Origin of the sequence: Aromatoleum tolulyticum, from assembly GCF_900156155.1 — a bacterium.
Classification (GTDB): domain Bacteria; phylum Pseudomonadota; class Gammaproteobacteria; order Burkholderiales; family Rhodocyclaceae; genus Aromatoleum; species Aromatoleum tolulyticum.
Window position 1 is genome coordinate 39,848 of record NZ_FTMD01000015.1, and the last position, 25,285, is coordinate 65,132.

At 67.1% G+C, this 25,285-nt stretch carries 20 protein-coding genes; 6 read left to right on the forward strand and 14 right to left on the reverse strand.

Going from position 1 to position 25,285, the window contains the following annotated elements:
• The first annotated feature begins 344 nt into the window (after positions 1-344).
• Both BW991_RS19145 and BW991_RS19150 read left to right on the forward strand, forming a co-directional pair.
• Entirely contained in the window at positions 345-2,075 is a 1,731-nt protein-coding gene (locus BW991_RS19145) for a sigma-54-dependent Fis family transcriptional regulator (protein ID WP_076603724.1), read from the forward strand.
• A gap of 1 nt (position 2,076) precedes the next feature.
• Entirely contained in the window at positions 2,077-2,544 is a 468-nt protein-coding gene (locus tag BW991_RS19150; protein ID WP_076603725.1) for a pyridoxamine 5'-phosphate oxidase family protein, read from the forward strand.
• A 33-nt stretch (positions 2,545-2,577) separates the two neighbouring features.
• Here BW991_RS19150 and BW991_RS19155 read toward each other — a convergent pair whose 3' ends face one another.
• Positions 2,578-3,813 (reverse strand): MFS transporter, encoded by a 1,236-nt coding sequence (locus BW991_RS19155; RefSeq protein ID WP_076603726.1) that lies wholly within the window; start codon positions 3,811-3,813, stop codon positions 2,578-2,580.
• 174 nt (positions 3,814-3,987) lie between these two features.
• Here BW991_RS19155 and BW991_RS19160 point away from each other — a divergent pair, with 174 nt between their 5' ends.
• A complete protein-coding gene (locus BW991_RS19160) occupies positions 3,988-4,569 on the forward strand; it encodes a phosphoribosyltransferase family protein (protein ID WP_076603727.1) in 582 nt (193 codons plus the stop codon).
• A gap of 63 nt (positions 4,570-4,632) precedes the next feature.
• On the opposite strand, the gene BW991_RS19165 is transcribed toward BW991_RS19160, so the two are convergent.
• From BW991_RS19165 to lysS, 5 genes are all read right to left on the reverse strand, one after another.
• Positions 4,633-5,190 carry a phasin family protein gene (locus BW991_RS19165; RefSeq protein ID WP_076603728.1) on the reverse strand — a complete coding sequence of 186 codons (558 nt, stop codon included), beginning with the start codon at positions 5,188-5,190 and terminating at the stop codon, positions 4,633-4,635.
• A 166-nt stretch (positions 5,191-5,356) separates the two neighbouring features.
• Positions 5,357-6,013 carry a response regulator gene (locus BW991_RS19170; RefSeq protein WP_076603729.1) on the reverse strand — a complete coding sequence of 219 codons (657 nt, stop codon included), beginning with the start codon at positions 6,011-6,013 and terminating at the stop codon, positions 5,357-5,359.
• Entirely contained in the window at positions 6,010-7,566 is a 1,557-nt protein-coding gene (locus tag BW991_RS19175; RefSeq protein WP_076603730.1) for a PAS domain-containing sensor histidine kinase, read from the reverse strand. Before BW991_RS19175 ends, BW991_RS19170 begins: the two co-directional genes overlap by 4 nt.
• 485 nt (positions 7,567-8,051) lie before the next feature.
• The gene (gene mnmC / locus BW991_RS19180) at positions 8,052-9,959 is read right to left on the reverse strand and encodes a bifunctional tRNA (5-methylaminomethyl-2-thiouridine)(34)-methyltransferase MnmC2/FAD-dependent 5-carboxymethylaminomethyl-2-thiouridine(34) oxidoreductase MnmC1 (RefSeq protein ID WP_076603731.1); all 1,908 of its coding nucleotides are present in this window, start codon (positions 9,957-9,959) and stop codon (positions 8,052-8,054) included.
• Positions 9,960-10,046: 87 nt separating this feature from the next.
• Positions 10,047-11,555 (reverse strand): lysine--tRNA ligase, encoded by a 1,509-nt coding sequence (lysS, locus tag BW991_RS19185; protein ID WP_076603732.1) that lies wholly within the window; start codon positions 11,553-11,555, stop codon positions 10,047-10,049.
• Between the two features lie 207 nt (positions 11,556-11,762).
• On the opposite strand from lysS, the gene BW991_RS19190 reads away from it, so the two are divergent.
• The gene (locus BW991_RS19190) at positions 11,763-13,562 is read left to right on the forward strand and encodes a methyl-accepting chemotaxis protein (protein WP_076603733.1); all 1,800 of its coding nucleotides are present in this window, start codon (positions 11,763-11,765) and stop codon (positions 13,560-13,562) included.
• 62 nt (positions 13,563-13,624) lie between these two features.
• Here the strand turns inward: BW991_RS19190 and minE are convergent, their stop codons facing one another.
• The 8 genes from minE to BW991_RS19230 all read right to left on the reverse strand — a co-directional run bounded on the left by minE (position 13,625) and on the right by BW991_RS19230 (position 22,896).
• Positions 13,625-13,885 (reverse strand): cell division topological specificity factor MinE, encoded by a 261-nt coding sequence (gene minE / locus BW991_RS19195; protein WP_076603734.1) that lies wholly within the window; start codon positions 13,883-13,885, stop codon positions 13,625-13,627.
• 1 nt (position 13,886) lies between these two features.
• Complete coding sequence (gene minD / locus BW991_RS19200) at positions 13,887-14,702, reverse strand: septum site-determining protein MinD (RefSeq protein ID WP_076603735.1); 816 nt, start codon at positions 14,700-14,702, stop codon at positions 13,887-13,889.
• A 31-nt stretch (positions 14,703-14,733) separates the two neighbouring features.
• A complete protein-coding gene (gene minC, locus BW991_RS19205; RefSeq protein ID WP_076603736.1) occupies positions 14,734-15,510 on the reverse strand; it encodes a septum site-determining protein MinC in 777 nt (258 codons plus the stop codon).
• Positions 15,511-15,616: 106 nt separating this feature from the next.
• Complete coding sequence (gene hslO, locus BW991_RS19210) at positions 15,617-16,501, reverse strand: Hsp33 family molecular chaperone HslO (protein WP_076603737.1); 885 nt, start codon at positions 16,499-16,501, stop codon at positions 15,617-15,619.
• A complete protein-coding gene (locus BW991_RS19215; protein WP_076603738.1) occupies positions 16,498-16,866 on the reverse strand; it encodes an ArsC family reductase in 369 nt (122 codons plus the stop codon). The genes hslO and BW991_RS19215 overlap by 4 nt, the downstream gene beginning before the upstream one ends.
• A gap of 28 nt (positions 16,867-16,894) precedes the next feature.
• Entirely contained in the window at positions 16,895-19,231 is a 2,337-nt protein-coding gene (locus BW991_RS19220; RefSeq protein WP_076603739.1) for a Tex family protein, read from the reverse strand.
• 113 nt (positions 19,232-19,344) lie between these two features.
• Positions 19,345-20,193 (reverse strand): D-hexose-6-phosphate mutarotase, encoded by an 849-nt coding sequence (locus BW991_RS19225; RefSeq protein ID WP_076603740.1) that lies wholly within the window; start codon positions 20,191-20,193, stop codon positions 19,345-19,347.
• Between the two features lie 9 nt (positions 20,194-20,202).
• Positions 20,203-22,896, reverse strand: coding sequence for a bifunctional acetate--CoA ligase family protein/GNAT family N-acetyltransferase (locus BW991_RS19230; protein WP_076603741.1), 2,694 nt, complete (start codon positions 22,894-22,896; stop codon positions 20,203-20,205).
• Positions 22,897-23,203: 307 nt separating this feature from the next.
• Here BW991_RS19230 and BW991_RS19235 point away from each other — a divergent pair, with 307 nt between their 5' ends.
• Entirely contained in the window at positions 23,204-24,664 is a 1,461-nt protein-coding gene (locus BW991_RS19235) for an NAD-dependent succinate-semialdehyde dehydrogenase (protein ID WP_076603742.1), read from the forward strand.
• Positions 24,661-25,236, forward strand: coding sequence for a class I SAM-dependent methyltransferase (locus tag BW991_RS19240; RefSeq protein WP_076603743.1), 576 nt, complete (start codon positions 24,661-24,663; stop codon positions 25,234-25,236). The genes BW991_RS19235 and BW991_RS19240 overlap by 4 nt, the downstream gene beginning before the upstream one ends.
• The last annotated feature ends 49 nt before the right edge of the window (positions 25,237-25,285 follow it).

Here is a 25,285-nt window from a genome sequence, read left to right on the forward strand (position 1 = left end):
GCAGCAAATGACAATGCAAATGGAATGTTCCGGGGCGCGCGGATCGCCTGTGGGCGGGGAAGTCGCGCACTTGGTGCAGGTGCGGAAAATCGGGTCGAAAATCGCGCGTTTAGCCAGTAATCATGCGGGGTTCAGGCTCGTCGGCGTTTTGCATCGCTTGATCATTTGATGAGTTTTTTCGCTCGTTCCGGAGCGATCTCATCATTTGGTGAAAGCCGCGGCGGGGCCCTCTGCGACGGGTGTTATAGAGCGACTTCCAATCGTTTGACCTTTGTCAATACAACCCCCTCCGGCGACGCGTAGAAGGTACGATCCAGGAGGAGACAGCCAATGAGGACCAGGCAATGACCAGGGCCCATGCCAAGCCGTGCATCAAGGCGGACGACCTGCGCGCGCGCGTCCATTTCTGCGCCGAAACCGGCCAGATCTGGCTTCACGAACACCGCATGCTCCTCGTGCACGCCGAGGCCCAGTCCTCGCTGCGCAAGGAGCTGATCGACACGCTCGGCATGAACCGCGCGCGCGGTCTGCTGCTGCGCATGGGCTACGCGTCGGGCATGCGCGACGCCGAACTCGTGCGCACGCGCATGCCCGAACTCAGCGAGACGGACGCCTTCATGACGGGCCCGCAGCTGCACTCGCTCGAAGGCATCGTCGGCGTGATCCCGATCCGCGTCGAAGTCGACCGCGAGGCGGGGAAGTTCCACTGCGAATTCCGCTGGATCAACTCGTGGGAAGGCCACTCGCACCGGCGCCATTTCGGCACCCACCACGAACCCGTGTGCTGGACGCAGATCGGCTACGCCTGCGGCTACTCCTCCGCCTTCATGGGGCGCCGGATCCTGTTCAAGGAAGTCGAATGCGCCGGCATGGGCGACGACTGCTGCCGCATCGTCGGCAAGCCCATCGAGGAATGGGAAGACGCCGACGAGCACATGCGCTACTTCGCCCCCGATCCCATCGCGGACCAGCTCATCGACCTGCAGACCCAGGTCGTGCAACTGCGCTCGACGATCGCCGAGAAGGAAAACCTTCCCGCCGACATGATCGGCAATTCACCGGGCTTCCGGCACGCGCTCGACCTCCTCAAGCAGGCCGCCGCCGGCCAGATCACGGTCCTGCTGCTGGGCGAGACCGGCGTCGGCAAGGAGCTCTTCGCCCGCGCGCTGCACGAAATGAGCAACCGCCGCGACAAGCCGCTGGTGGCGATCAACTGCGCTGCGATTCCGCACGACCTCGTCGAATCCGAACTCTTCGGCGTCGAAAAGGGCGCCTACACCGGCGCGCAGGTCTCGCGCCCGGGGCGCTTCGAGCGCGCCGACGGCGGCACCCTGTTCCTCGACGAGATCGGCGATCTGCCGCTCACCGCGCAGAGCAAGCTGCTGCGCGTGCTGCAGGAAGGCGAAGTCGAGCGCCTCGGCGACGACAAGGTGCGCAAGATCAACGTCCGCCTCGTCGCCGCGACCAACGCCGGCCTTGCGCAGCTCGTCAAGGAAGGGCGCTTCCGCGCCGACCTCTACTACCGCCTCAACGCCTTCCAGATCGACATCCCGGCGCTGCGCGAGCGGCGCGACGACATCTCGCCGCTGGCCAGGCACTTCCTCGAGAAATACGCCGCGATCAACGGCAAGAAGCTGCTCGGCTTCACCGACAAGGCGAAGAAGGCGCTGGTCGGCTACGCCTGGCCGGGCAACATCCGCGAGCTGCAGAACACCATCGAGCGCGGCGTGATCCTCGCACCCCACGGCGGGCGCGTCGAGATCGAGCACCTGTTCCTGTCGCGCAGCGAGGACGAGGTGCAGGAACTGGGCCTCGACTCCGACGGCAAGCTCGACATCAACGGCCCGACGGTTGGCCGTGCGCTGTGCGATGCGGTGTGCGACGGCGCGATGACGCTCGACGAGGTCGAGGCGATGCTGCTTGAGGCCGCGATGGACAAGGCGCGCGGCAATCTGTCTTCGGCTGCCCGCATGCTCGGCCTGACCCGTCCCCAGCTCGCCTATCGCCTCAAGCGCCTGCAGGAGGAGGCCGCGACACGCGACGCGGCTCCGGGGGGCGCAGAGGGGACGACATGAGATGAGCGCATTGCGCGAAAAGGTGCTCGACTACCTGATGGCGCGCCATTCGATGACCATCGCCTCACATGGCGAGGAGGGCGTCTGGGCGGCGACGGTGTTCTATGTGCACGACGGTTTCCGGCTGTATTTCCTGTCCGCGCCGACCACGCGCCACAGCCGCAATATCGCCCACGACGGCCGGATCGCGATCACCATCCAGGAAGACTGTGCGGACTGGCCCGAGATCAAGGGCATCCAGGCCGAAGGGCGGGCGGTCGAAGTCAGCGGCGCCGAGGAAAGCCGTGCTCGCGAGCTCTACGGCGAAAAGTATCCGGTGGTCGGCAAGATCGCCCAGGCGCCCGCCTTCATCGTGAAAGCGCTGGCGAAGGTGCGCTGGTACCGCTTCGACCCCGAAAGCCTGTACTTCATCGACAACTCGGCCGGCTTCGGCCGCCGCGAAGCCGTCGAGTGCTTCAACCCGCCGTAGGGGCTTGTCCGGCAGGCCACCGATACATCCGCTTCAGTTCTGCTCCGCCAGCATTCCCGCCGGCGACTCCCGGACCGGATCCGCAGCGGGGCGCAGCTCGACCCCGCGAAACGCCCACGCTGCCAGCACCCCGATGCCCGCGAGCACGGGGATCAGCCAGCGGCCGCCGTCCCAGCCGCCGAGCGCGGTCGCCAGCGCGGCGATGGCGGGAACCCCCACGAAGGTGCCGACGTTCGCGCACTGCATCAGGATACCGTTGGCGATCGCGATGTCGGCTGGCGTGCGCGCGACCAGCGGAATCCCCCCCATCGCTGCGGCCGGCAGTACCCCCCCGGCGCTGCAGACGAACACCGCAGCGACCGAGCGCAACACCGGATCGTAGCCGGACGTGAACACGAACCAGCCGAATGCACCCATCATGATCATGACGCCGGCGAGCAGCGCCCATCGCGGAGCGCCCCGCGCCAGCCAGAAATCGGTCGTCAGGTTGCCGAGGATGTTGCCGCCCACAGCGAGGGCCGTAAGCCAGGTCGCGCCGTCCCGTGTGTAGCCCATGTGCTCGACGGCGAACGTGGGCAGCCAGGTCGCGATCATGAACCAGATCGCCGCATAGCAGCCGAAGCACACCCCCATCAGCCAGGGCGCCGGCTGCGAGAGGCGCGCGCGCGTGAACATCGCCACCGGTAGCGGACGCGGGCCGCTTGCCCGTTCCGTCCCGCGGTGCAGGGACAGTGCGACGAGCAGGCACGCGGCGATCGCGAATGCATTCGCCGACCACAGGCCGCGCCAGCCGTGGTGTTCGAGGATGTATGGCGCGACGGCCATCATCAGCCCCATCCCGGCCGGCATGTAGCAACTCCACAGCGTCAGCAGTCGTCTGCGCCGCGCAGGGTTGTCGGCCGCGGCGGCGGCCAGCAGCGAAGGGGCCGCGACGACGAGCAGCACGAATCCCGCGCCCTCGCACGCGCGCGCCGCGATCAGGGCCAGCCCGTCGGCCGCCGCTGCGCCGAGCGCCGAGCCCAGCCCCAGGAACAGCAGCCCCGCCAGAAGTCCGCGCTGCGCCCCGATGCGTGCGAGCGCCAGCCCGACGAGCACACCGAGCGTAGCGGCTGCGGCATTGATCGCTGTCGCGATCCAGCCGGCATGAACGAGGCCCACCCCGAGCTGATCCCTGATTTCGGCGAGTGCGGGAGGCATCTTGCCGACCTGGGCCGAGGCGAGGCAACCGGCGAGAAGCGCCAGCGTCGTCCTGCTGTCGAGGGTCTTCATGCGGATCCTGCGGAAGTGTCACGGAATGTCTGCAGGATGGAAGTAAAACCGTTTGAGGTCAAGCAAAAAAGCCGGGCTTCCGGCACAGGGGCGACGACGGCGCGCAGCACTGCGCGAGCGGCGCTATAGTATTCGTATTGCCTGCAGCATACGCGGGCCAGCCTGGAGTCGCCCATGGAACGCCCACATGGATTGCGTACCTGCCTGTACGACGAGACCCAGCTCGAACTGGTCCTCGCGGAAATGGCGCAAGGGCTCGTCACGCGCCTTGACCGCGCCGATCCTGTCGCAGTCGTCGGCATCCTGCGTCGCGGCGCCCCGCTCGCGGACCGCCTGGTTGCCGCCCTGCAGCGCCATCACGGCCTGCCGGCGCCGCTGCGCCTCGATCTCGGGATCAAGCGCTACGAGGACGACCTGACGCTGCTGCACCCGGAAACCCGCCTGGAAGAGAACGAGGAACAGCGCGCGCTGGACTTGCAGGACTACACCGTCGTCGTCGTCGATGACGTGCTATATACGGGGAATTCGATGCTGCGGGCGGTGGCCTGGCTGGCGCAGAAACAGCCGCGGCGGATCCTGGTCGTCACGCTGGCGGACCGCTGCGTCACGCGTTTGCCGATCCACGCCGATGTCGTGGGCGTCCGCTTGCAGGTCGCGCCGCCGGATGTCGTCGAATGCAACGTGCCGCCCTACGAGCCGACCTTCCGTATCGAGCTGCTGAAGCTCGAACCGGCGGATTCCCCGTCGCGGGCTTGAGCGCCGCGCAGGCATGAAAAAGGGGGCCGGCGGCCCCCTCGTGTCGATGCCTCAGGCGCCCGCTCAGGCAGCCTTGCGGCTCTTCGCGTTGCTCGCCTGCGCCGTCAGGATGGGCTGCATCGCGTTGCTGGCCGCGGCCAGATTGGTCTCGGCCACGTCGCGGCTGGTCTTGACGAAGCTCTCGTAGGCCGCGCTGGCATTGCTCATCGCGGTCTTGATCGCATTGACGAAGTCGTTGGTACCGGCAGGGGCGGTGTGGGCGAAATGCTCCACGAATTCGCCCAGGCCGCGCGCGGCTTCGTCGAACTGGCGGGTGCCGAAGGCGGCGATCTCGCCCTGGGTCTGGATGAACAACTCGTTCACGTTGCGGAAGTAGTCGGCGGCCTGTTCCAGCGACTTGTTCTGGGCGGCGAGGCGCGAGGAGAACTGCTCGCGCATGTCACCCTCGACCAGCGGCGCAGCGCTTACCGACACGCACGCGCAGGCGCTGCGTGCGGCGTCGATGTTGAGCGCCATCAGGCGTTCGGTCGCGTTCAGGATGGTGTCCGCGAGGGACTGGAAGGCTTCGATGTTGCCGTTCGCGGCTTTCGCCAGTTTCTGCGTGTTTACCAGGTTATTCACGTCAAGCTCTCCTCGGCTGTAGGTGATCGTGGGCGCTCTCGGATCTCCGTCGTCTGGGCGCCCGGCAGTGCGGAACAGGCATCCTACGTTGCGGGCCTTGCCGGTGACATACATCTTTCCGCGTGTTTTGGATACCTGCTTTCAGGTATTTTTCCCGCCACGGGCGTTATCCTGAAATTGTCGTGAGGCCGTTGCGGATGGCATATTTGGTGAGCTCCGCGACGCTATGCAGGTCGAGTTTGCGCATGATGTTGCGGCGATGCACCTCGACCGTGGATGCGGCCAGGTGCAGGCGTTCGGCAATGCGTCCCGAGGTGTGCCCCTCCGCGATCAGCTGCAGCACCTGGCGCTCGCGTGCGGTGATGCGCGGCGTCGAGGTGTCGCGCGGCGTGTGGTCCAGCAGCGCGCTCGCGACCGTTGCGGCGACGTCGGGGCAGAGATAGGTCTTGCCGAGCTGCACGGTGTGGATCGCCCGCAGCAGCTCCTCGCCCGCCTCGGCCTTGGTGACGTAACCGCGTGCGCCGGCATTGAGCAGGTCGAGCACGAACTGTCGGTCGGAAAAGGCCGACACGCCGATCACCTTGAGGTTCGGCCGCAGGGCCAGCAGGCGTCTGGTCGTCTCGATTCCGTTCATCGCGGGCATGCCGATATCTACGCACGCAATGTCGACCGGCTTGTCCGCAACGAGGGCCAGCAGTTCGTCGCCGGTGCCGGCGACGCCGATCACGTCGATGTCGGGTTCCTTCTCCAGCAGCGCACGCAACGCATGCAGGAACATGCGGTGATCGTCCGCCAGGGCGATATGCACTTTCGGGTTGTTCATGTCGACCTCGTGTTTGCGGTTCGCTCATTCGCCGGGCTTCTCGCCGGGCGCGGCTGCTTGCGGAATTCGCCTGCCTGGAGATCGAAGCTGACCCGGATCCCGGTACCGGTCCGCGGGCCAGACGTCAGTGCGAACGTTCCCCCGGCGAATTCGGCGCGTTCCTTCATGGTGATCAGCCCCAATCCCGGTGCGGTTCCGGACTCGCCGAGGTGCCGGGGGTCGAAGCCGATGCCGTCGTCGGCGATCTCCATGAGCAGGCGGGTGTCGCAATTCTCCAGATGAATGCGGACGTTCCTTGCGTGCGCATGCTTCGCGCAATTCGTGAGCGCCTCCTGGGTGATGCGGAAGAGCAGGGACTGGACATTCGAAGGCAGCTGCATCGTGAAGTTGGTGGTGTCGAGGTGTACCGCGATGCCGGTGCGCTGGCGGAACTGCTGCGCGTAGTCCTGTACCGCCGGGATCAGGCCGGCATAGTCCAGTGTTGCCGGGCGAAGGTTGGTGCAGATGTCGCGAATGCCCGTGGTGGTGTCGAGCAGCAGGGCCTGCGCGTCGTCGAGCAGGGGTTCGAGTTCCGCGTGAACGGGCGCGGGCAGCGCGTGCGCCAGGTTCGTGAGCGTGAGCTGCAGCGCGGCCAGATTGGGGCTGGTGTGATCGTGCAGTTCCGCGGCGAACTTGCGGCGCTCGTTTTCCTGCACATCGACCATGTGGCGCGAGAGCTCGGCGAGTCGCGTCGCGTGGGCCGCGCGCTCGAGTTCCAGCTGTTTGCGGTCGGAGTTGTCCGAAAGCACGGTCCGGCTCGCGACGAATTCGCCCTGCGCGTCGAAGATGGCCGTCGAACTGAGCAGCACCGGCATCGACGAGCCGTCCTTGCGCAGCAGCTCCATATCCATGTTGTGCATGAGGCCGGTCTTCTTGAATCGGCGGAACACTTGTCCGAACAGCGCCCGGCTCGCCGGGCAGAACAGTTCGTAGGCCCGCATGCGCCCGACGACCTCTTCGCGCGCGTAGCCCAGCCAGCGCAGTTGCGTGTCGTTGATGCGGATGATCATTCCGTCCGCGTCGAGCGAGTAGTAGCCGCAGGGGGCATTCTGATAGAGATCTTCGATCTCGAAGGTCTGGCGCCGCAGTTCCTGTTCCGCGAGCTTGCGTTCGGTGATGTCCTGCGTCGTACCGTAAAGCTTGTAAACACGCCCGCGGAGATCCTTGACCGGAACGATCGTGGTCGCGTGGTAGCGTCGGGCGCCCGACGGCAGGAGTACGGTCTGTTCCAGCTCCTGCCGCGCGCCGAAGTCGATCGCCTCCCAGAACGCGGCACGGGTGTGCTCCACGGACTCCAGCGAGTAATAGCCCAGCGCCTCGTTCAGGTCGGGTGTGCCCTGCGCGCTGGAGCGCTCAAAAAGACGGAACAGCTGCGGTGACCAGCTCATCGCGCCGGTGTCGCGATCCAGTTCCCAGTCGCCCATGCGTCCGACGGCCTGCGCTTCGTGCAGGCGAGCCTCGCTTGCGCGCAGAACCTCTTCGGCATTGGGTGGGTCGGCAATCTCCCGGGGCATGACAACCTCACTGCATCGAAATCGACGCAGGGGACATGAAAACGCGTGGCGCCGCGACGGAGTCCGCGCGCGCACCGACATTCGCGTGCGCGTCTCCGGGCGGCGCGAAATCCGGGGGTACCGCTTTCATTCTAGTGCGCCGGTCGGGAATATTTATAGGAATCGCACTCGTCCAAAGCACTCGATCGGGTCTCCTGCCGATACGTTCGCCGCGACCGGAAGATACGGACGTGGCACGCCTGCGGCTGCCTGTCCGGTCCAGCCGCATCGTCATCAACATCGGGAACAGTCTGGGCCCGCGCGCCGCACATCGTCCTGCGGAGGTGCGTGTCCCGCGGCGGCGCGTTCCGATGTCATTCGTGCAGCATGGCAGAAAATGACATCCGCGCCAGCTTCGAAGCGGTCGATCATACCGGCGGGAGTACCTCGGACCTATACCCGGAACCCCGTAGCAAAACGTAACGCAATGTTTCGCCCGGCGCGCCTCATTCGTCGGCCACGGCGCGGCGAGGCGGGCGCAGGAGGTAGCGCGCCGGATCGAGCGCCTCGACCAGCGAACGCTCCAGCGGCAGGGGGTCGCCTGCGAGCTCACTCGAGAGCAGTTCGGCGGCAAGTGCCGCCCAGACGAGTCCGCGCGCACCGAAGCCTTCGACGGCGTAGAGGCCGGGATGGCGCGGAATGGACGAGAGCGGGCTCGCGCGATCGGCCTGCTGCACGGACGGAACCGCGCCGACCATCGGCAGCCGGTCCGGCGATGCGGGGCGGAAGCCGACCCGCCCGTCGAGACGGGCGGGGTCGAAACCGGCGGCGAAGCCCGGCAGGATGAAGTCGAGCTTGGAGAGATTCTCGCGGTGATCGGAGACGCGCAGCGACGGATCCTCGTCGTCGACGGAAAAGGTCGCGCCTGCGCAGCGCACGCCGTCGATGGCCGGGCTGACGTAGCCGAGGCGGCACACGACCACGCGCGGCGCGCTGTCCGCCTGCGCCGGGAGATGGCTTACCTGGCCGCGTGCGCTGCGCACGGGCAGGGCGGCGGCCTGCGGGAACTGGCGGATGCCGACGCCGTTCGCGAGTATCGCGACGGGTGCGGCGGCGATCACGTCACCGGTGGCGTCGAGGGCGCGCCAGCCCCCGGCGCCCGATTCCAGCGCGGCGACTCCGCGGCCGAAGTGGCAGCGGATCGCGTCCGGGAAGGCAGCCAGGTTCGCCCTGCACAAGCTGGGCGGATTGACCCAGCCGCCGCCGGAAAACCACCACCCGCCCAGCGGCAGCGGCCAGCCGGCGATGCGCGACGCCTCGTCGTGCTCGACGAATCTCAGGTACTCCGCGGGAGCCTGCTGTGCTTCGACGACGCGCCGTTGCTTTTCCTCATGCACCGGGTCGCGTGCCAGATGCAGCACGCCGCAGGCATCCCAGCGCACGGCCAGGCCGCGGGCGCTCAGGCGCTGCAGGTGGCGCAGGCCGTACAGGGCGCCGGCGCGGGTGATGCGGGCGAGGCGGTTGTCGTCGAGGCTGGGCAGCGGGCGCAGCACGCCGCTGAGGTTGCCCGACGCGCCCTGCGCAGGCCCGGCGGCCGCGTCGACGACGTCGACCGTCCAGCCGCGCTCGGCAAGGCGGTTTGCGATGCTGCTGCCGGCGAGTCCGGCCCCGATCACGAGCGCATGGCGGGGCGAGGCCGCTGCGGTAGCGTCGCCGGCGTCACCGAACCGGGCACGCAGCATCTGGCGCTTGCCGCCGAACCCGGCGGCCCTCTCGCAGCGGAAACCGAGTTTTTCCAGCGCGCGGCGCACTGCGCCCGTCACCGACCAGGTTGCGAGGGTCGCGCCCGGTGCGGCCAGGCGCGATAGCTCGTGCAGCAGCCCGGCCGACCACAGGTCCGGGTTCGTCGCGGGCGAGAAGCCGTCAAGATAGAAGGCGTCCGCGCGGCACTGCAGTTCGGGGATCAGGTCCGGCGCGTCGCCCAACAGCAGCGTCAGGACGACGCGGCCGCCGTCGAGATGCAGGCGGTGGATGCCCGGCGTCAGCACCGGCCAGTGTGCCTGCAGCTCCGCCGCGAGCGGCGCGAGTACGGGCCAGCGGGCGTGCAGTGCGGCGAGATCGTCGCGACGGAAGGGATGACGTTCGACCGACACGAAGTGCAGCCGGTCACAGCGCCGCTCATCATCACGCCACGCTGCCCAGGTCGCAAGGAAGTTGAGCCCCAGCCCGAAGCCGGTCTCGACGATGGTGAAGCGCTCGCGCCCGCGCCAGCGTTCCGGCAGGCCGTTGCCACCGATGAACACGTGCCGTGCCTGCTCGAGCCCGCCGTCGCGCGAGTGATAGACGTCGCCGAAGGCGTCCGAGCAGGGCGTGCCGTCCTCGGTGAAGTTCAGGCGGGCGGGTTCGATCGGCATGGGCGTCGGGAAGAACGGTGAAGAAAAAGGGCGCCTCGAAAAAGACAAGGCGCCTTTCGGCGCCCTGTCTTCGTTGCCATATCCGGCTTACTCCATCCGCATCTGCGGGAAGAGGATCACGTCGCGGATGCTCGGGCTGTCGGTGAGCAGCATGACGAGGCGGTCGATGCCGATGCCGCAGCCGCCGGTCGGGGGCAGGCCGAACTCGAGCGCGCGGATGTAGTCTGCGTCGAAGAACATCGCTTCCTCGTCGCCGGCTTCCTTTGCCTTGACCTGCTCGAGGAAGCGTGCGGCCTGGTCTTCCGGGTCGTTCAGCTCGGAGAAGCCGTTGGCGATTTCGCGGCCGACGATGAAAAGCTCGAAACGCTCGGTGATCTCCGGGTTCGCGTCATTGCGGCGCGCGAGCGGCGACACTTCGGCCGGGTAGTCGATGATGAAGGTCGGCTCCCACAGCTCCGCCTCGGTGGTCTCTTCGAACAGCATCAGCTGCAGCGTGCCGAGGCCGGCGCCGTCGCGCGGTTCGGCCTTCAGGTCCTTGAGCTTGTTGCGCACCCAGGCGGCGTCGTTGAGCTGCTCGACGGTGTAGCCGGGGTGATACTTGCGGATCGCCTCGACGATGGTCAGGCGCGCAAAGGGCTTGGACAGGTCCAGCTCACGCCCCTGATACACGAACACCTCGGTGCCCAGCGCCTCGCGGGCCGCCTGGCGCAGCAGGCCTTCGGTGAAGTTCATCAGGCTGCGGTAGTCCGCGTAGGCCTCGTAGAACTCCATCATCGTGAATTCGGGGTTGTGGCGCGGGCTCAGGCCCTCGTTACGGAAGTTGCGGTTGACCTCGAACACCTTCTCGAAGCCGCCGACCACCAGGCGCTTGAGGTAGAGCTCGGGCGCGATGCGCAGGAACAGTTCCATGTCCAGCGCGTTGTGGTGGGTGATGAAGGGCTTGGCCGCTGCGCCGCCGGGGATGGGGTGCATCATCGGCGTTTCGACTTCGAGGAAGCCGTGGCTGACCATGTAGTTGCGGATCGACTGCACCATGCGGCTGCGCGCGACGAAGGTGAAGCGCGTCTGCTCGTTCATGATCAGGTCGACGTAACGCTGGCGGTACTTCTGCTCGACGTCGGTGAGGCCGTGGAACTTGTCGGGCAGCGGGCGCAGGCTCTTGGTGAGCAGGCGCACTTCCGTCACTTTGACCGACAGCTCGCCGGTGCGCGTCTTGAATACCGTACCGACCCCGCCGACGATGTCGCCGATGTCCCAGTGCTTGAAGTCGGCGTAGACGTCTTCGCCGACGGCGTCGCGGGTGACGTAGAGCTGGATGCGGCCCGACAGGTCCTGGATCGTGATGAAGCTGGCCTTGCCCATGACGCGCTTGAGCATCACGCGGCCGGCGACCCGGACTTCGACCGGATTGGCGTCCAGGGCTTCAGGCTCCTTGTCGCCATACAGCTCGTCGAGCTTGCCGGCGGTGTTTTCGCGCGAGAAGTCGTTCGGGAAGGCGCGGCCGGTGGCGCGCCAGGCGGCCAGTTTTTCACGCCGCTCGGCGATGATGTGGTTCTCGTCGGGCGCGGTGGCGGGGTTGTTGTTCTGGTCGCTCATGAATCGAATCGGCTGGTTGCGGCGAAAAAAGGCAATTGTGGCATGCCGCGGGATACCGGGCAAATTAGGACGGCGCGGGACGTTTGCCCCTGCGATCGTGCGGCATGCGCCGGCGCGGTGCGTCGCTTTTGCATTTGGCCTAAAGTGTCCGCCTTTGCGGCCGATAGAGGCTGCCATGTTTGGACAAAAATAAGCCGGAGAGTCCCCATGAGCTCGCCCGAGAGCCTGTATGTATCCATAGAGAAGACCTTCTGGAATTCGCTCACGAAAAAGTTGTGCAGCTTCCTGCTGCTATGGGTCATCAATCTTGTCTACCTGGGCGTCTACGCCAGCCAGCAGGCGAACCTCCGGACGCTTCTCGAGAAGGGCCGCGTTCCGCCGGAGTTGCTCACTCAGGCGATGACGACCCTCGATGCAGGGTGGTACCTGATGCTCGGGCTGACGGCGATCGCGCTGGTCGCGTGCACCGGGCAGATCCTCTATCTGCGCCACCTTATCGTGCGGCCGGTACGTCTCATCACGGACATCTTCAACGAGATCGCGCGTGGCGAGGGCGACTTCTCGCGCGACCTGCCGCTCGTCACGCACGACGAACTGCGCGACCTCGCGAGCGGGTACAACGATTTCGCCACGAAGATGCGGCAGATCATCGGCGATGTGCGCACGATGAGCGTGAACATCGCCCGCGATTCGGTGATCGTGCGCTCGTGCGTCGAGGAGTCCGCGCGGGATGCCCGTCGCCAGGGGCAGTTGACCGAGGTTGTGTTCAGCGCCAGTACCGAATCGACCTCCGCGATCGAAAGCGTGTCGGCGAGCACCCAGCAGATTTCGGCTTCGACGACCAAGAATCTCGAGATCGCGCGCAACTCGCTCGGTGAGATGCACGAAATCGCCAGCAAGATCAACGACGTGAGCGAGAAGGTGCTGCACTTCAACGCGACCGTCGACGATCTTTCGGTGCGTTCGGAAAGCGTCAAGAAGATCGCCTCGCTGATTCGCGAGATTGCCGATCAGACCAATCTGCTGGCGCTCAATGCCGCGATCGAGGCGGCGCGCGCGGGGGAAGCGGGGCGGGGCTTCGCCGTCGTTGCCGACGAGGTGCGCAAGCTCGCGGAGCGGGTCAATACGGCGGCGGTGGAGATTACCGGGAACATCGACGGCATGATCGGCCGGGTGCTGACCACGCGCGCCGAAAACGAGATCATCAACGCCGACGTGCTGCAGGCGCGCGAGGTGGTGACGCGCTCGGCAACGCATTTCCGGCACATGGTCGGCGAGTTCGAGGTGACCGGCGAGCAGTTGCTGCAGATTGCGACCGCGATGGAGGAGCTGTCGGCGACGAATGCCCAGGTGCATGAGAACGTCACCGCGATCCACGATCTTTCGGGCACCGTCGCGGAGCACATGGACGAATCGGAAGACTGCGCGGTGAAGCTCGCGCGCGCGACCGAGTCGGTGCAGGAACTGGTGTCGCGCTTCAAGACCGGCACCGGCGAGTTCGATCATGCGGTCGATCAGGTGCGCAGCTTCCGCGACCGCGTCCAGGCTCAGCTGGATGAGATGCGGGACGGCCGTGTGGATGTGTTCGATCGGCGCTACCAGCCGATCCCGGATACGTTCCCGCAGAAATTCAAGGTGTCCTGGGGTGACGAGTATGGCCGTCGCTGCCAGAAGCTGCTCGAGGAGTGCCTGGGCTCGATTCCCGGTTGCGTCTATGCGGTGGCGGTGAACACCGATGGTTACCTATCCGCGCACAACCTGAAGTATTCGAAGCCCCTGACGGGCAACCGGGACACCGATCTCGCGGGCAACCGTACCTGCCGCAAGTTCGACAGCCCCGCCGAGATCCGCGGGGCGCGCAATACGGAACCGCTGCTGCTGCAGACGTTCCGCCGCGATACGGGCGAAATCCTGTGCGATCTGGCGATGCCGGTGATGGTCGGCGGTCGCCACTGGGGCAACGTGCGTGTCGGCCTGACGGCCGAGGCGCTGATCGCGGGACGATAAGCGGGAGAACCGCCGGGCGCCGTCGCGCGCCCGGTCGCGTGCGGCGTCTGCCGCGCGTGGAGTCAGCGTGCCTGTTCGGGCAGGACGATGTTGACTTCCAGGACCTCGTAGTTTTCCTGCTTGTCGAGATGCACCTTGATGTCGTCCGGATTGACCGCGACGTACTTCGAGATCACCTCGATCAGCTCGCGCTGCAACGCGGGCAGGAAGTCGGCCTTGGCCGCATCGCCGCTGCGCTCGTGCGCGATCAGCAGCGACAGGCGGTTCTTGGCGATTTCCGCCGTCTTCTTCTTTTCGCCGAAGAGGCGGGCAAGGAAGGACATCTTACTTGCCTCCGAACAGGCGCTTGATCAGGCCCGGCTTCTCGTAGTTCACGTAGCGCAGTTCGCGGGTTTCGCCGAGGAAGCGCGCGACCACGTCGGTGTAGGCTTCGGAGACGTCGGAGCCCTTCAGGTGGATGGCGGGCGTGCCCTGGTTCGAGGCCTGGAGCACGGATTCGGACTCGGGGATCACGCCGATCAGCGGCACGCGCAGCAGTTCCTGCACGTCCTTGTAGGACAGCATCTCGCCCTCGTCGACGCGCTTGGGCGAGTAACGGGTGACGAGCAGGTGTTCCTTGACCGGCTCCTTGCCTTCCGCGGCGCGGCGGGACTTGGACTGCAGGATGCCGAGGATGCGGTCGGAGTCGCGCACCGACGAGACTTCCGGGTTGGTCGTGACGATCGCCTCGTCGGCGAAGGTCAGCGCGAGCACCGCGCCGCGTTCGATGCCGGCGGGGGAGTCGCACACGATGTAGTCGAAACCCATGTGCTCGAGGTCGTGGATGACCTTCTCGACGCCTTCCTCGGTCAGCGCATCCTTGTCGCGCGTCTGCGATGCGGGCAGCACGAAGAGGTTGTCGCAGTGCCTGTCCTTGATGAGCGCCTGGTTGAGCTTGGCGTCGCCGTTGATGACATTGATGAGGTCATACACGACGCGGCGCTCGCAGCCCATGATCAGGTCGAGGTTGCGCAGGCCGACGTCGAAGTCGATGACGGCCGTCTTGAAGCCCCGCAGGGCCAGGCCGGAGGAAAAGGCGGCGCTGGTGGTGGTCTTGCCCACGCCACCCTTGCCCGAAGTTACGACGACGACACGAGTCACGGTATGTCCTTCCTGAAAGTGTGCGCTGCGCTCAGCCGAGTTGCAGCGATTCGATGTCAAGTTTCTGTTCGGTGCCGCCGGCCGTGAGGCGCACGAGTGCCGCCCGGCCCGCGACGGAGGCGGGAATACCTTGTTCGAAGGTGCGGTAGATGCCTGCGATCGACACCAGTTCGGGGCCGAAATTGGTCGTCACGATGCGGGCTTCGGTGTCGCCGCGAGCGCCGGCCAGTGCGCGGCCGCGCAGTGGCCCGTAACAGTGGATGCTGCCGTCGGCGATGACTTCGGAGCCGTTGCTGACGCCGGCGAGGAGCACGAGGTCGCCGCCGCGGGCATACACCTGCTGGCCGGAACGCAGCGGGCGGTCGATGTAGAGCGTGTTCCCGCCGGGTGCCGGCGCCGCGGCGGGAGCCGGCGCGGGCTGTGCGGCCGGAGCAGGGTCCGGGCGCGCCGGTGGGGCGGGAGCGGCCCCCTGGCGCTCACGCAGTTCGGCGTCGTCCAGGATCGCCAGGCCTGCCTGACGCGCCGACGCGGCGAGCGCCTCGGGCAGGCTGCGCACGCCGACGGGTTGCAGCCGGTAGCGGCGGAACAGGCTCGCGAGGCCGACCCAGTCGATGCGTTCGGGATGCGCGCTCACGCCGGAGAAATCCAGCACGGCCGCTTCGCCGTTGAAGAAGTCGGGCATGCCGCCGAGCATCAGGTGCAGGGCATCGGCGAGCCGTGCCGGTTCGGTTTCGCGCAGGACCGCGATGGTGGCGCCGAGCGTTGCGTTGCGGAACTCGATCGAACGGGCGGCGTTGGGTGCGGACATGGGTGCGAAGAGGCCGAAAAGCTTTAAAGTCTACTGACGACAAGGGAATCGGGCAAGGTTCTCGCGGTGCATGTTGTCATGCGCCGTCAGCACCTTGCGGGGCGTCTCAGTGCAGGGTCGGAGGCGATTCGATGCTGCCAGGGCCCGCGTCGAAGAATTCGTCTATTTCGTCGGGTTCGAAACGGTATTCGTGGTTCGACAGGTCGTCGCGCACGATCAGCTCGCCGTGCTCGGCGTAGATGCGGCGGACTTCGCTTTCGCCGAGTGCGCGCAGCATCGCGATGATCTTGTCGCGGTCGGGCGGGAAGTCATGGATTACCGGGCGTGCGTCGTACAGGCGCACCGTTTCCTCGGCGAACAGGCGGCCGAGCAGGGTCTCGGGATCGAGCGCGAGGAGTTCCTCGCGCGTGACGGTCTGCGCGAACTGGTGCGCGCGTGACCATCCGTCCTCGTCGCACGCATCCGCGCCGGGCAGCTTCTGCAGGAACAGCGCGGCGGCGGCGTCCTTGCTGCACGCGAGCCACAGGCCGGCCGGCTGCTGTTCGGACTGCTGCAGGTAATGCTCGAACACCGCGGCGATGCTGTTGCCTTCGAGCGGGACGAGGCTCTGGTACGGCTGGTCCATGCCCGCGACGTCGAGCGTGAGTTGCAGGATGCCGTCGCCGACCAGTTCCGACAGGCGATCGCCGTCGGGAACGTGGTCTTCGAAGGCCGCGAAGCCGCGCAGGTTCAGGGCCTCGTTGCAGTCGATGACGAGCAGGCGCACCGGGCCGTGGCCCTGCACCTGGAAGGTGAGGCGGCCCGACTGCTTGAGGTTGGCGGAGATCAGCGCGGACACGGCGCTCATCTCGCCGAGCAGGGTGCCGACGTTGCGCGGGTAGTTGCGCCCCTTCTGCAGCGCCTGCCAGACGTCGTCCAGGCGCACCACGGCGCCGCGGATGTCGAGGTCTTCGAGCAGGAAACGGCGCACGTAGCTCTTGTGGTCCTTCATGGTCGGGCTCCTTCCCGGGCGAACAGCGCCGTGAGGCGTTCGGGGTCGAATCCGGCGATGGTCTCGCCCGATGCGGTCTCGATCACCGGCCGGCGGATGACGCTGGTGTGCGCGGCCATCAGTGCGATGGCGTCCGCGGCGCAGGCGATCGTCTGCTGCGCGGGATCGAGCTTGCGCCAGGTCGTGCCGCGCGTGTTGACCAGGGCCTCCCAGCCGAGGCGGTCGCACCAGCGCGCGAGCGTATCGGGGGAGATGCCGGATTTGCGGTAATCGTGGAAAGTGTAGGCGATGCCCTGCGCGTCGAGCCAGGCGAAGGCCTTTTTCATCGTATCGCAGTTCTTGATGCCGTAGATCGTCGTGTTCATCGTCGTGCTTTCGGTGGGGCGGCGGCGCTTACTTGCGCAGCGCGCGGGCCAGCGCGTCGGCCATCGCGCCGGCGGCGGCGGGGCGGTCGTTGCCGCGCGACGTTCCGCGCTGCGCATTGCGGTCCTGGCGCGGTGCGTCGCTGCGGCCACGCGGGGCGTTGTCGCGCGCCCCGCCGGCCGGGCGGGCTGCGGACGGTTCGTCGCTCATGCGCATCGTCAGCGCGATGCGGTTGCGCGGCAGGTCGACCTCCAGCACCTTTACCTTCACGACCTGGCCGGCCTTCACGACGCTGTGCGGATCCTTCACGAAGCGCTCGGACAGCGCCGAGATATGCACGAGGCCGTCCTGATGGACGCCGATGTCGACGAAGGCACCAAAGTTGGTGACGTTCGTAACGACGCCTTCGAGCATCATCCCCGGGGCGAGATCCTTGAGTGTCTCGACGCCATCGCGGAACGAGGCGGTGCGGAATTCCGGGCGCGGGTCGCGGCCGGGTTTCTCGAGCTCGGCGAGGATGTCCTGCACGGTCGGCAGGCCGAAGCGCTCGTCGGTGAATTCGACCGGGCGCAGGGTTTTCAGGAAGCTCGCGTTGCCCATCAGCTCGCGCACGTTCTTGCTCACCTTGGCGAGGATGCGTTCGACGACCGGGTAGGCTTCGGGGTGCACGGACGAGGCGTCCAGCGGGTTGTCGCCGTTGGGGATGCGCAGGAAGCCGGCGGCCTGCTCGAAGGTCTTGGGGCCGAGGCGCGGCACCTTCTTCAGCGCGTCGCGGCTCGCGAAGGGGCCGTTGGCGTCGCGGTGCTCGACGATGTTGCCGGCGAGCGTGGCGTTGAGGCCGGAGATGCGCGCGAGGAGCGCCGCCGAGGCGGTGTTCACGTCGACACCGACGGCGTTCACGCAGTCCTCGACGACGGCATCCAGGCTCTTCGCGAGGCGCGACTGGTTGACGTCGTGCTGGTACTGGCCGACGCCGATCGACTTCGGGTCGATCTTGACGAGTTCGGCGAGCGGGTCCTGCAGGCGGCGGGCGATCGACACGGCGCCGCGCAGGGACACGTCGAGATCCGGGAATTCGCGCGCGGCGAGTTCGGACGCGGAATACACGGACGCGCCGGCCTCCGACACCGTGACCCGGGTCAGGCGCAGTTGCGGCAGCGCTTCCATCAGGTCGGCGACGAGCTTGTCGGTTTCGCGCGAGGCGGTGCCATTGCCGATGGCAACCAGGTCTACCGCGTGTTTCTTCGCCATGGCGGCCAGCGTCGCGAGGGAGCCTTCGCGGTCGCGGCGCGGCTCGAAGGGGTAGATCGTCGCGGTATCGACGAGCTTGCCGGTGCGGTCGATGACCGCGATTTTCACGCCGGTGCGGATGCCGGGGTCGAGGCCCATCGTGCAGCGCGCGCCGGCCGGGGCGGCGAGCAGCAGATCCTTGAGGTTGCGTGCGAACACGCGGATCGCTTCCTCTTCGGCCCGCTCGCGCAGCTCGTTCATCAGTTCGAGTTCGAGGTGCAGCGAAATCTTCACGCTCCACGCCCAGCGCACGCTGTCGCGCAGCCAGCGGTCGGCCGCGCGGCCCTGGTCGCGGATGCCGAAGCGTGCGGCGATACGGCCTTCGCAGGGGTGCGGTGCGTCCGGGTCGGGCTGGTCGACGGTGAGCGCAAGGCGCAGCATGCCTTCGTTGCGGCCGCGCAGCAGCGCCAGCGCACGGTGCGAGGGCATGGTGGCGACGGGTTCGCGGAAATCGAACCAGTCGCGGAACTTCGCCCCCTCGGTTTCCTTGCCTTCGATCACCGTCGAGCTGACCTGGCCGTTTTCCTGCAGCCAGGAGCGCAGCGTGCCGAGCAGTTCGGCGTCCTCGGCGAAGCGTTCGATGAGGATCTGGCGCGCGCCGTCGAGCACGCTCTTGACGTCGGCGAAGCCCGCGTCGGCATTGAAATAGCGTTCGGCTTCCGTCTCCGGGACCAGGTTCGGATTTTCCAGCAAGGCCAGCGCGAGCGGCTCGATGCCGGCCTCGCGGGCGATCTGCGCCTTGGTGCGGCGCTTCTGCTTGTACGGGAGGTAGAGGTCTTCGAGGCGCTGCTTGGTCTCGGCGGAGGCGATTTCGGCGGCGAGGGCGTCGGTCATTTTGCCCTGTTCGGTGATCGACGCGACCACGGCGGCGCGGCGATCCTCGAGTTCGCGCAGGTAGCCGAGGCGTTCTTCGAGGTTGCGCAGCTGGGTGTCGTCGAGGCCGCCGGTGACTTCCTTGCGGTAGCGCGCGATGAAGGGCACGGTGGCGCCTTCGTCGAGGAGCTGGATGGCGGCGACCACCTGGCGAGGCTGGGCGGCGAGTTCTGCGGCGATGCGGTGTTCGATCGGCGGAAGCATGGATTCTGGCGGGCGCGTGCGCGGGCAGCGCCGTTTGTCTGGAAAGAGGGGGGCGATGGTGCAACAGGCGGGCTTGCATGTGCAAGCGCCGCCCGGTTGCAGAAATTGTCGCGTCAGAGCGCGATCAGGCTCTGGCGCCCGACCCAGCTTTCGCCGGCGTCGAGTTCGATGCGCTGGCGCGCGGCGGCGGCCTCGACGCACAGCATGTGGCGGAAGCCGTTGGCGGGCATGTCGGCGAGCGCGGCGCAGCGCTCTTCCCAAGGGTTCCACACGACGACGTCGGGGAATCCTTCCGCGTTGATGCCGAGGTTGCGGTTGCCGTCGCGCAGCAGCAGCGGGCGCTTCACGTCATGGTAGACGCGATCGGTTTCGTCCTCGACGACGACCACGTCGCCGGAGTCGCGCTTGATGCGGTCGTGGTCGGCGGAGTCGCGGTAGTTGTGGCCGTAGAGGCCTTCGAGGCGTGCGTTCTCGACTTCACGCACGCGCAGGTAGGTGTGCAGCGCCGCAGTGAAGGCGAACGGGGCGTGGCCGGTGTTCTCGACTTCGAGTTCGACATCGAGGCGTCCGCCGTCGACGACCACCGTCAGTTCGGCGACGAAGTTCTGCGGCCAGATCGCCCAGGTCTCGTCGGTCTCGGTGAAGCGCAGCGTGACGAGCGCGTAGTCGTCACCGGTGCGTTGTTCGTTCACGACCGACGGGCGGGTGCGCAGGATGCCGTGCTTCGGGAGCTTGCCGAGTCCTGCGAACTGCGGGAAGCACACCGGGATGCCGCCGCGGATTGCGGAGCTGCCGTCGTTGACGGCGGCGGGGCTGAGGTAGAGACGTTCCTCGCTGCCGGGAGGGATCCACGACAGGACCTGGGCGCCGAAAAGCGACACGACGGCGCGGGCGCCCGCCTGCGTGGCGAGTGCGAGGGCCGGCTGGCCGTGGAAGTCGATGGTTTCGATAGTGGCTGGCATCGCTGGCGTTCAGTCCTGCAGCGCGAGCACGCCGAGCTTGACGGTGCTGTCCTCGGGGTCGCTGGAAAGCACGAAGCCGAGGCCCTGCACGAACTTGAGCATGCGCTCGTTGTTGGCCAGGAACACGCCGTTCATGTACAGCAGCCCCTTGTTGCGCGCGGTTTCGATGAGCACGCCCATGAGCTTGCGCGCGAGGCCGCGGTGTTGCCAGTCGTCGGCGACGACGACCGCGAATTCGCAGGACTCGCCGTCGGGGTTGACGGCGTAGCGGCACACGCCGACCTCGACCTCGGTCACGCCATCCTCGCCGGGGATCGTCGCGAGGAAGGCCATTTCGCGGTCGTAGTCGATCTGCGTCAGGCGCGCGACCATCGCGGGCGGCAGTTCGCGCATGGTGTTCATGAAGCGGTAGTACTTCGATTCCGACGAGAGCTTGCGCACGAACTCGACTTCGAGCTCGGCGTCTTCGGGCTTGATCGGGCGGATCGTGACGATGGTGCCGTCGGGCTGCGTCCAGGTGCTGGTGAGCTGCGAGGGGTAGGGGTGGATCGCCATATGGGCGTAGCGGTCCACCGACGGCGAGACGTTCTCGACCGTGACGCGCGCGTCCACGGCGACGGCGCCGTGTTCGTCGACGATGAGGGGGTTGATCTCCAGCGTTGTGATCCACGGCAGTTCGCAGACCATTTCCGACACGCGCAGCAGCACGAATTCCAGAGCCTCCATGTCAACCGGCGGCATGGTGCGGAATTCGCCCAGCAGGCTGGCAACCCGCGACGACTTGATGAGGTCGTGCACGAGGTAGTTGTTCAGCGGCGGCAGCGCGACGGCGAGATCCTTGTTGGCTTCGACGCGGTTGCCGCCCTCGCCGAAGGTGATCACCGGCCCGAAGACGGGATCGCGGCGCACGCCGACGACCAGCTCGCGCCCGTTGCGCTTCATGATCATCGGCTCGATCGCGACGCCGTTGATGGCGGCGTCCGGCTTGTTGCGGCGGACGTCCTCGAGGATTTCCTGGTAGGCGGTGCGTACCGCGGCGAGGCTGCCGAGGTTCAGGCGCACGCCGCCCGAGTCGGCCTTGTGGATGATCGACGGCGAGTCGATCTTCATGACGACGGGCAGGCCGATCTCTTCGGCCAGCACCATCGCCTCGGTGGCGGAGCGGGCCACGACGGTCTGCGCGATGGGGATGCGGAAGGCCGCGAGCAGCGCCTTGGATTCCATCTCGTTGAGCACCTTGCGGCGCTCGGCGAGCGCGGTCTCGATGACCAGACGGGCGCTTTCGATGCTCGGCGGCTTCAGATGCGACAGCGAGGCCGGCGTCTGCATCAGCAGCTTCTGGTTGCGGTAGTACGCGGACAGGTGGCTGAAGAGCTCGACGGCCGGTTCGGGCGTGCGGAAGGTGGGAATCCCCGCGGCTTCGAAGGTCTTGCGTCCCTCGCGCACGAGCTCCTCACCCATCCAGCAGGTGACGACCGGCTTGTCGGCGGTCTTTTCCACCTCGACGATGGCTTCGGCCACGGCGGTGGGATCGGTGATCGCCTGCGGCGTGAGCATCACCAGCACGCCGTCGACGTTGGGGCCTTCCAGCACGGCCTGCAGCGTCTTCTTGTAGCGCTCGACGTCGGCATCGCCGAGCATGTCGATGGGATTGGCCCGCGACCAGCCGTTGGGCAGGATCGTGTTGAGTTTTTCCATCGTCCCCTCGGAGAACTCCGAGAGCGGGATTCCGAGGTCGGCGGCACGGTCGACAGCCATGACGCCGGGCCCGCCGCCGTTGGTGACGATCGCGAGGCGGTTGCCGCGCGGGCGGAAGTGCGAGAACAGCGCGTTCGCGGCGGCGAAGAGCTGGCCCATGTTGTACAGGCGGATGACGCCGGCGCGGCGCAGGGCGGCGTCGAACACCGTGTCGTCGCCGCTCACCGAGCCGGAGTGCGAACGGATCGCGCGGGCACCCTGCGGATGGCGGCCGACCTTGATCAGCAGCACGGGTTTCACACGCGCGGCGCCGCGCAGCGCACTCATGAAGCGGCGCGCATCGCGAATGCCTTCGACGTACATGATGATGCTCTCGGTCCGCGGGTCCGAGATCATGAATTCGAGGATTTCGCCGAAGTCGATGTCGCTCGAGGAGCCGAGCGAGACGACGGTGGAGAAACCGATGTTGTTCGGCTTGGCCCAGTCGAGGATGGAGGTGACCAGCGCCCCGGACTGCGAGATCAGGCCGATGGTGCCTTTGGTCGCGCTGACGTGGGCGAAGGTCGCGTTCAGGCCGAGTTCCGGGCGCATGATGCCGAGGCAGTTGGGGCCCAGCAGGCGGATGCGGTAGCGGCGCGCGGCCTCGACGACGTGGCGCTCGAGGGTGGCGCCGCGCGGGCCGCTTTCGGAAAAGCCGGCGGACAGGATGATGATCGCCTTGACCCCGGCACGGCCGCAGCCTTCGACGACGGCGAGGATCTTCTCGGCCGGCACGGCGATGACGGCCAGATCGAGCCGGTGCGGCACGTCTTCGACCGACTTGTGGCATGGAACGCCGAGCACGGATTCGTGCTTGGGGTTCACCGCGAACAGGCGTCCGCGGAAGCCGGCGTCGAGCATGTTGCGCACGACCACGTGGCCGATCGAGTTCTCGCGCTCGCTGGCGCCGATGACTCCGACCGATTTCGGTTCGAGCAGCGGGCTGAGGTAGTGCTTTTCTTTCATTGTCATTTGCCTGGATCCAGGTTCGTCAGTGGCCGTCCGCCAGTTGCGGCGCGCTGCTGCCGGCCATGCCGCGTGAATCGTGTTCGTGGTGATGCAGTCTGGTTCACCGTACGTGAAACTCAAGTTTACCGCAGTGCACAAATCTTATTGTGACATAAACGCTAACGATATCGGATCAGTACGAACCGCAAGGCCGGTCGGGCATCCCGCGTGCACGGCGAGGCGACGTCCGTGCGCATGCGCGGCGCCGCGACTAGAATCAACGTTCCCCAAGGCTTTTCGGGCTACACGGACCAATTCCCCCATCATGAAGAATATCGCCGACTACCCCAATTTCCGCCGCCAGGCATATATCGACGGCTGCTGGTCGGACGCCGACTCGGGCGCGACCTTCGCCGTCCGCAATCCGGCAACCGGTGAAACGATCGCGCACGTTCCCGACATGGGCGCCGCAGAGACGGCGCGCGCCATCGCCGCGGCGAATGCGGCGTTGCCTGCGTGGCGACGCACGCTGGCGAAGGAGCGCGCGACGTTGCTGCGGCGCTGGTTCGCGTTGATCGTGGACGCGGCCGACGAACTGGCGGCGATCATGACCGCCGAGCAGGGCAAGCCGCTGGCGGAGGCGAAGGGTGAGGTGACGTATGCGGCGTCCTTTGCCGAGTGGTTCGCCGAGGAGGCGAAGCGCACCATGGGCGACGTGATCCCGACCGTGGGCCAGGACCGCCGCCTGCTGGTGATCCGCCAGCCGGTGGGGGTGTGCGCGGCGATCACGCCGTGGAATTTCCCCGCGGCGATGATCACGCGCAAGGTCGCGCCGGCGTTCGCCGCGGGCTGCACGGTGATCGTGAAGCCCGCGGAGCAGACGCCGCTGACGGCGCTGGCGCTGGTGGCGCTGGCCGAGAAGGCCGGTTTCCCGAAGGGGGTGTTCAACGTCGTCACCGGCGATCCGGTGGCGATCGGCGGCGAGCTCACTTCGAGCCCCGTCGTGCGCAAGCTGTCCTTCACGGGATCGACCGAGGTGGGGCGCCTGCTGATGGGGCAGTGCGCGCCGACGCTGAAGAAGCTGTCTCTGGAACTCGGCGGCAACGCGCCCTTCATCGTTTTCGACGACGCGGACCTGGATGCCGCGGTGGAGGGCGCGATGGGGTCGAAGTACCGTAACGCCGGCCAGACCTGCGTGTGTGCGAACCGCCTGCTGGTCCAGTCGGGCATCTACGACCGCTTCGCCGAGCGCCTTGCGGAAGCGGTGAAGACGCTGCGGGTCGGCCCCGGGACCGCGGACGGGGTGAATATCGGGCCACTGATCGACGACGCGGCCGTCGCCAAGGTCGAGAGCCACATCGCGGACGCGGTGGGGAAGGGCGCGCGGGTGATGATCGGGGGCCGGCGCCACGCACTGGGCGGATCCTTCTTCGAACCCACGGTGCTGGCCGACGTGACGCCGGCGATGCGCGTCGCGCGCGAGGAAACTTTCGGTCCCGTGGCGCCGCTGTTCCGCTTCGACACCGAGGAGGAGGCGATCCGCATGGCCAACGACACGGAATACGGTCTGGCGGCGTATTTCTATTCGCGCGACGTCGGGCGCATTTTCCGCGTCTCGGAGGAGCTCGAGTACGGCATGGTCGGCGTCAATACCGGACTGATGTCGAACGAGGTGTCCCCCTTCGGCGGCATCAAGCAGTCCGGCCTCGGGCGCGAGGGGTCGGTGTATGGCATCGAGGAATACCTCGAGATCAAGTCGATCTGCGTCGCGGGCATCGATCGATGAGCGAGGCGATCCCGGTCGGCCACCCGCAGCCGGGCGAAACCTCGGCGTGGGTGCGCCGCTTCCTGCCGCTGGTGGCGCCGGGCGGCACGGTGCTCGATTACGCCTGCGGCAGCGGACGCCATGCACGCCTGTTCGCGGCGCGCGGCTTCCGCGTCGTGGCGGTGGACCGCAACGCCGAGGCCCTCGCAACGCTGGAGGGGGTGCCGCGCATCGAGCCGCGCTGCGAGGATCTCGAGGATGGCCCGTGGCCGCTGGCCGGTGAGGTCTTCGACGCGGTGGTCGTCACGAACTACCTGTTCCGGCCGCGCTTCGCCGACATGCTCGCATGTGTCGGGCCCGGCGGCGTGCTGCTCTACGAGACTTTCATGTTGGGCAACGAGCGCTTCGGGCGCCCGTCGAGTCCCGAGTTCCTGCTGCGTCCGGGTGAGCTGCTCGGCTGCCTGGGAGCGGGTTTCACGGTGCTCGCGTTCGAGCAGGGGGTCGTGGAGCGGCCGAAAGCGGCGGTCGTGCAGCGCGTGTGCGCGGTCAGGCGTCCGGCGGACGCGACTGCGCTGCCGCCCGCATCGGAGTGAGGAAAAGCGTGGGTAGCATCCCCCGAACTTGCTGCACGAGATGGGGGAT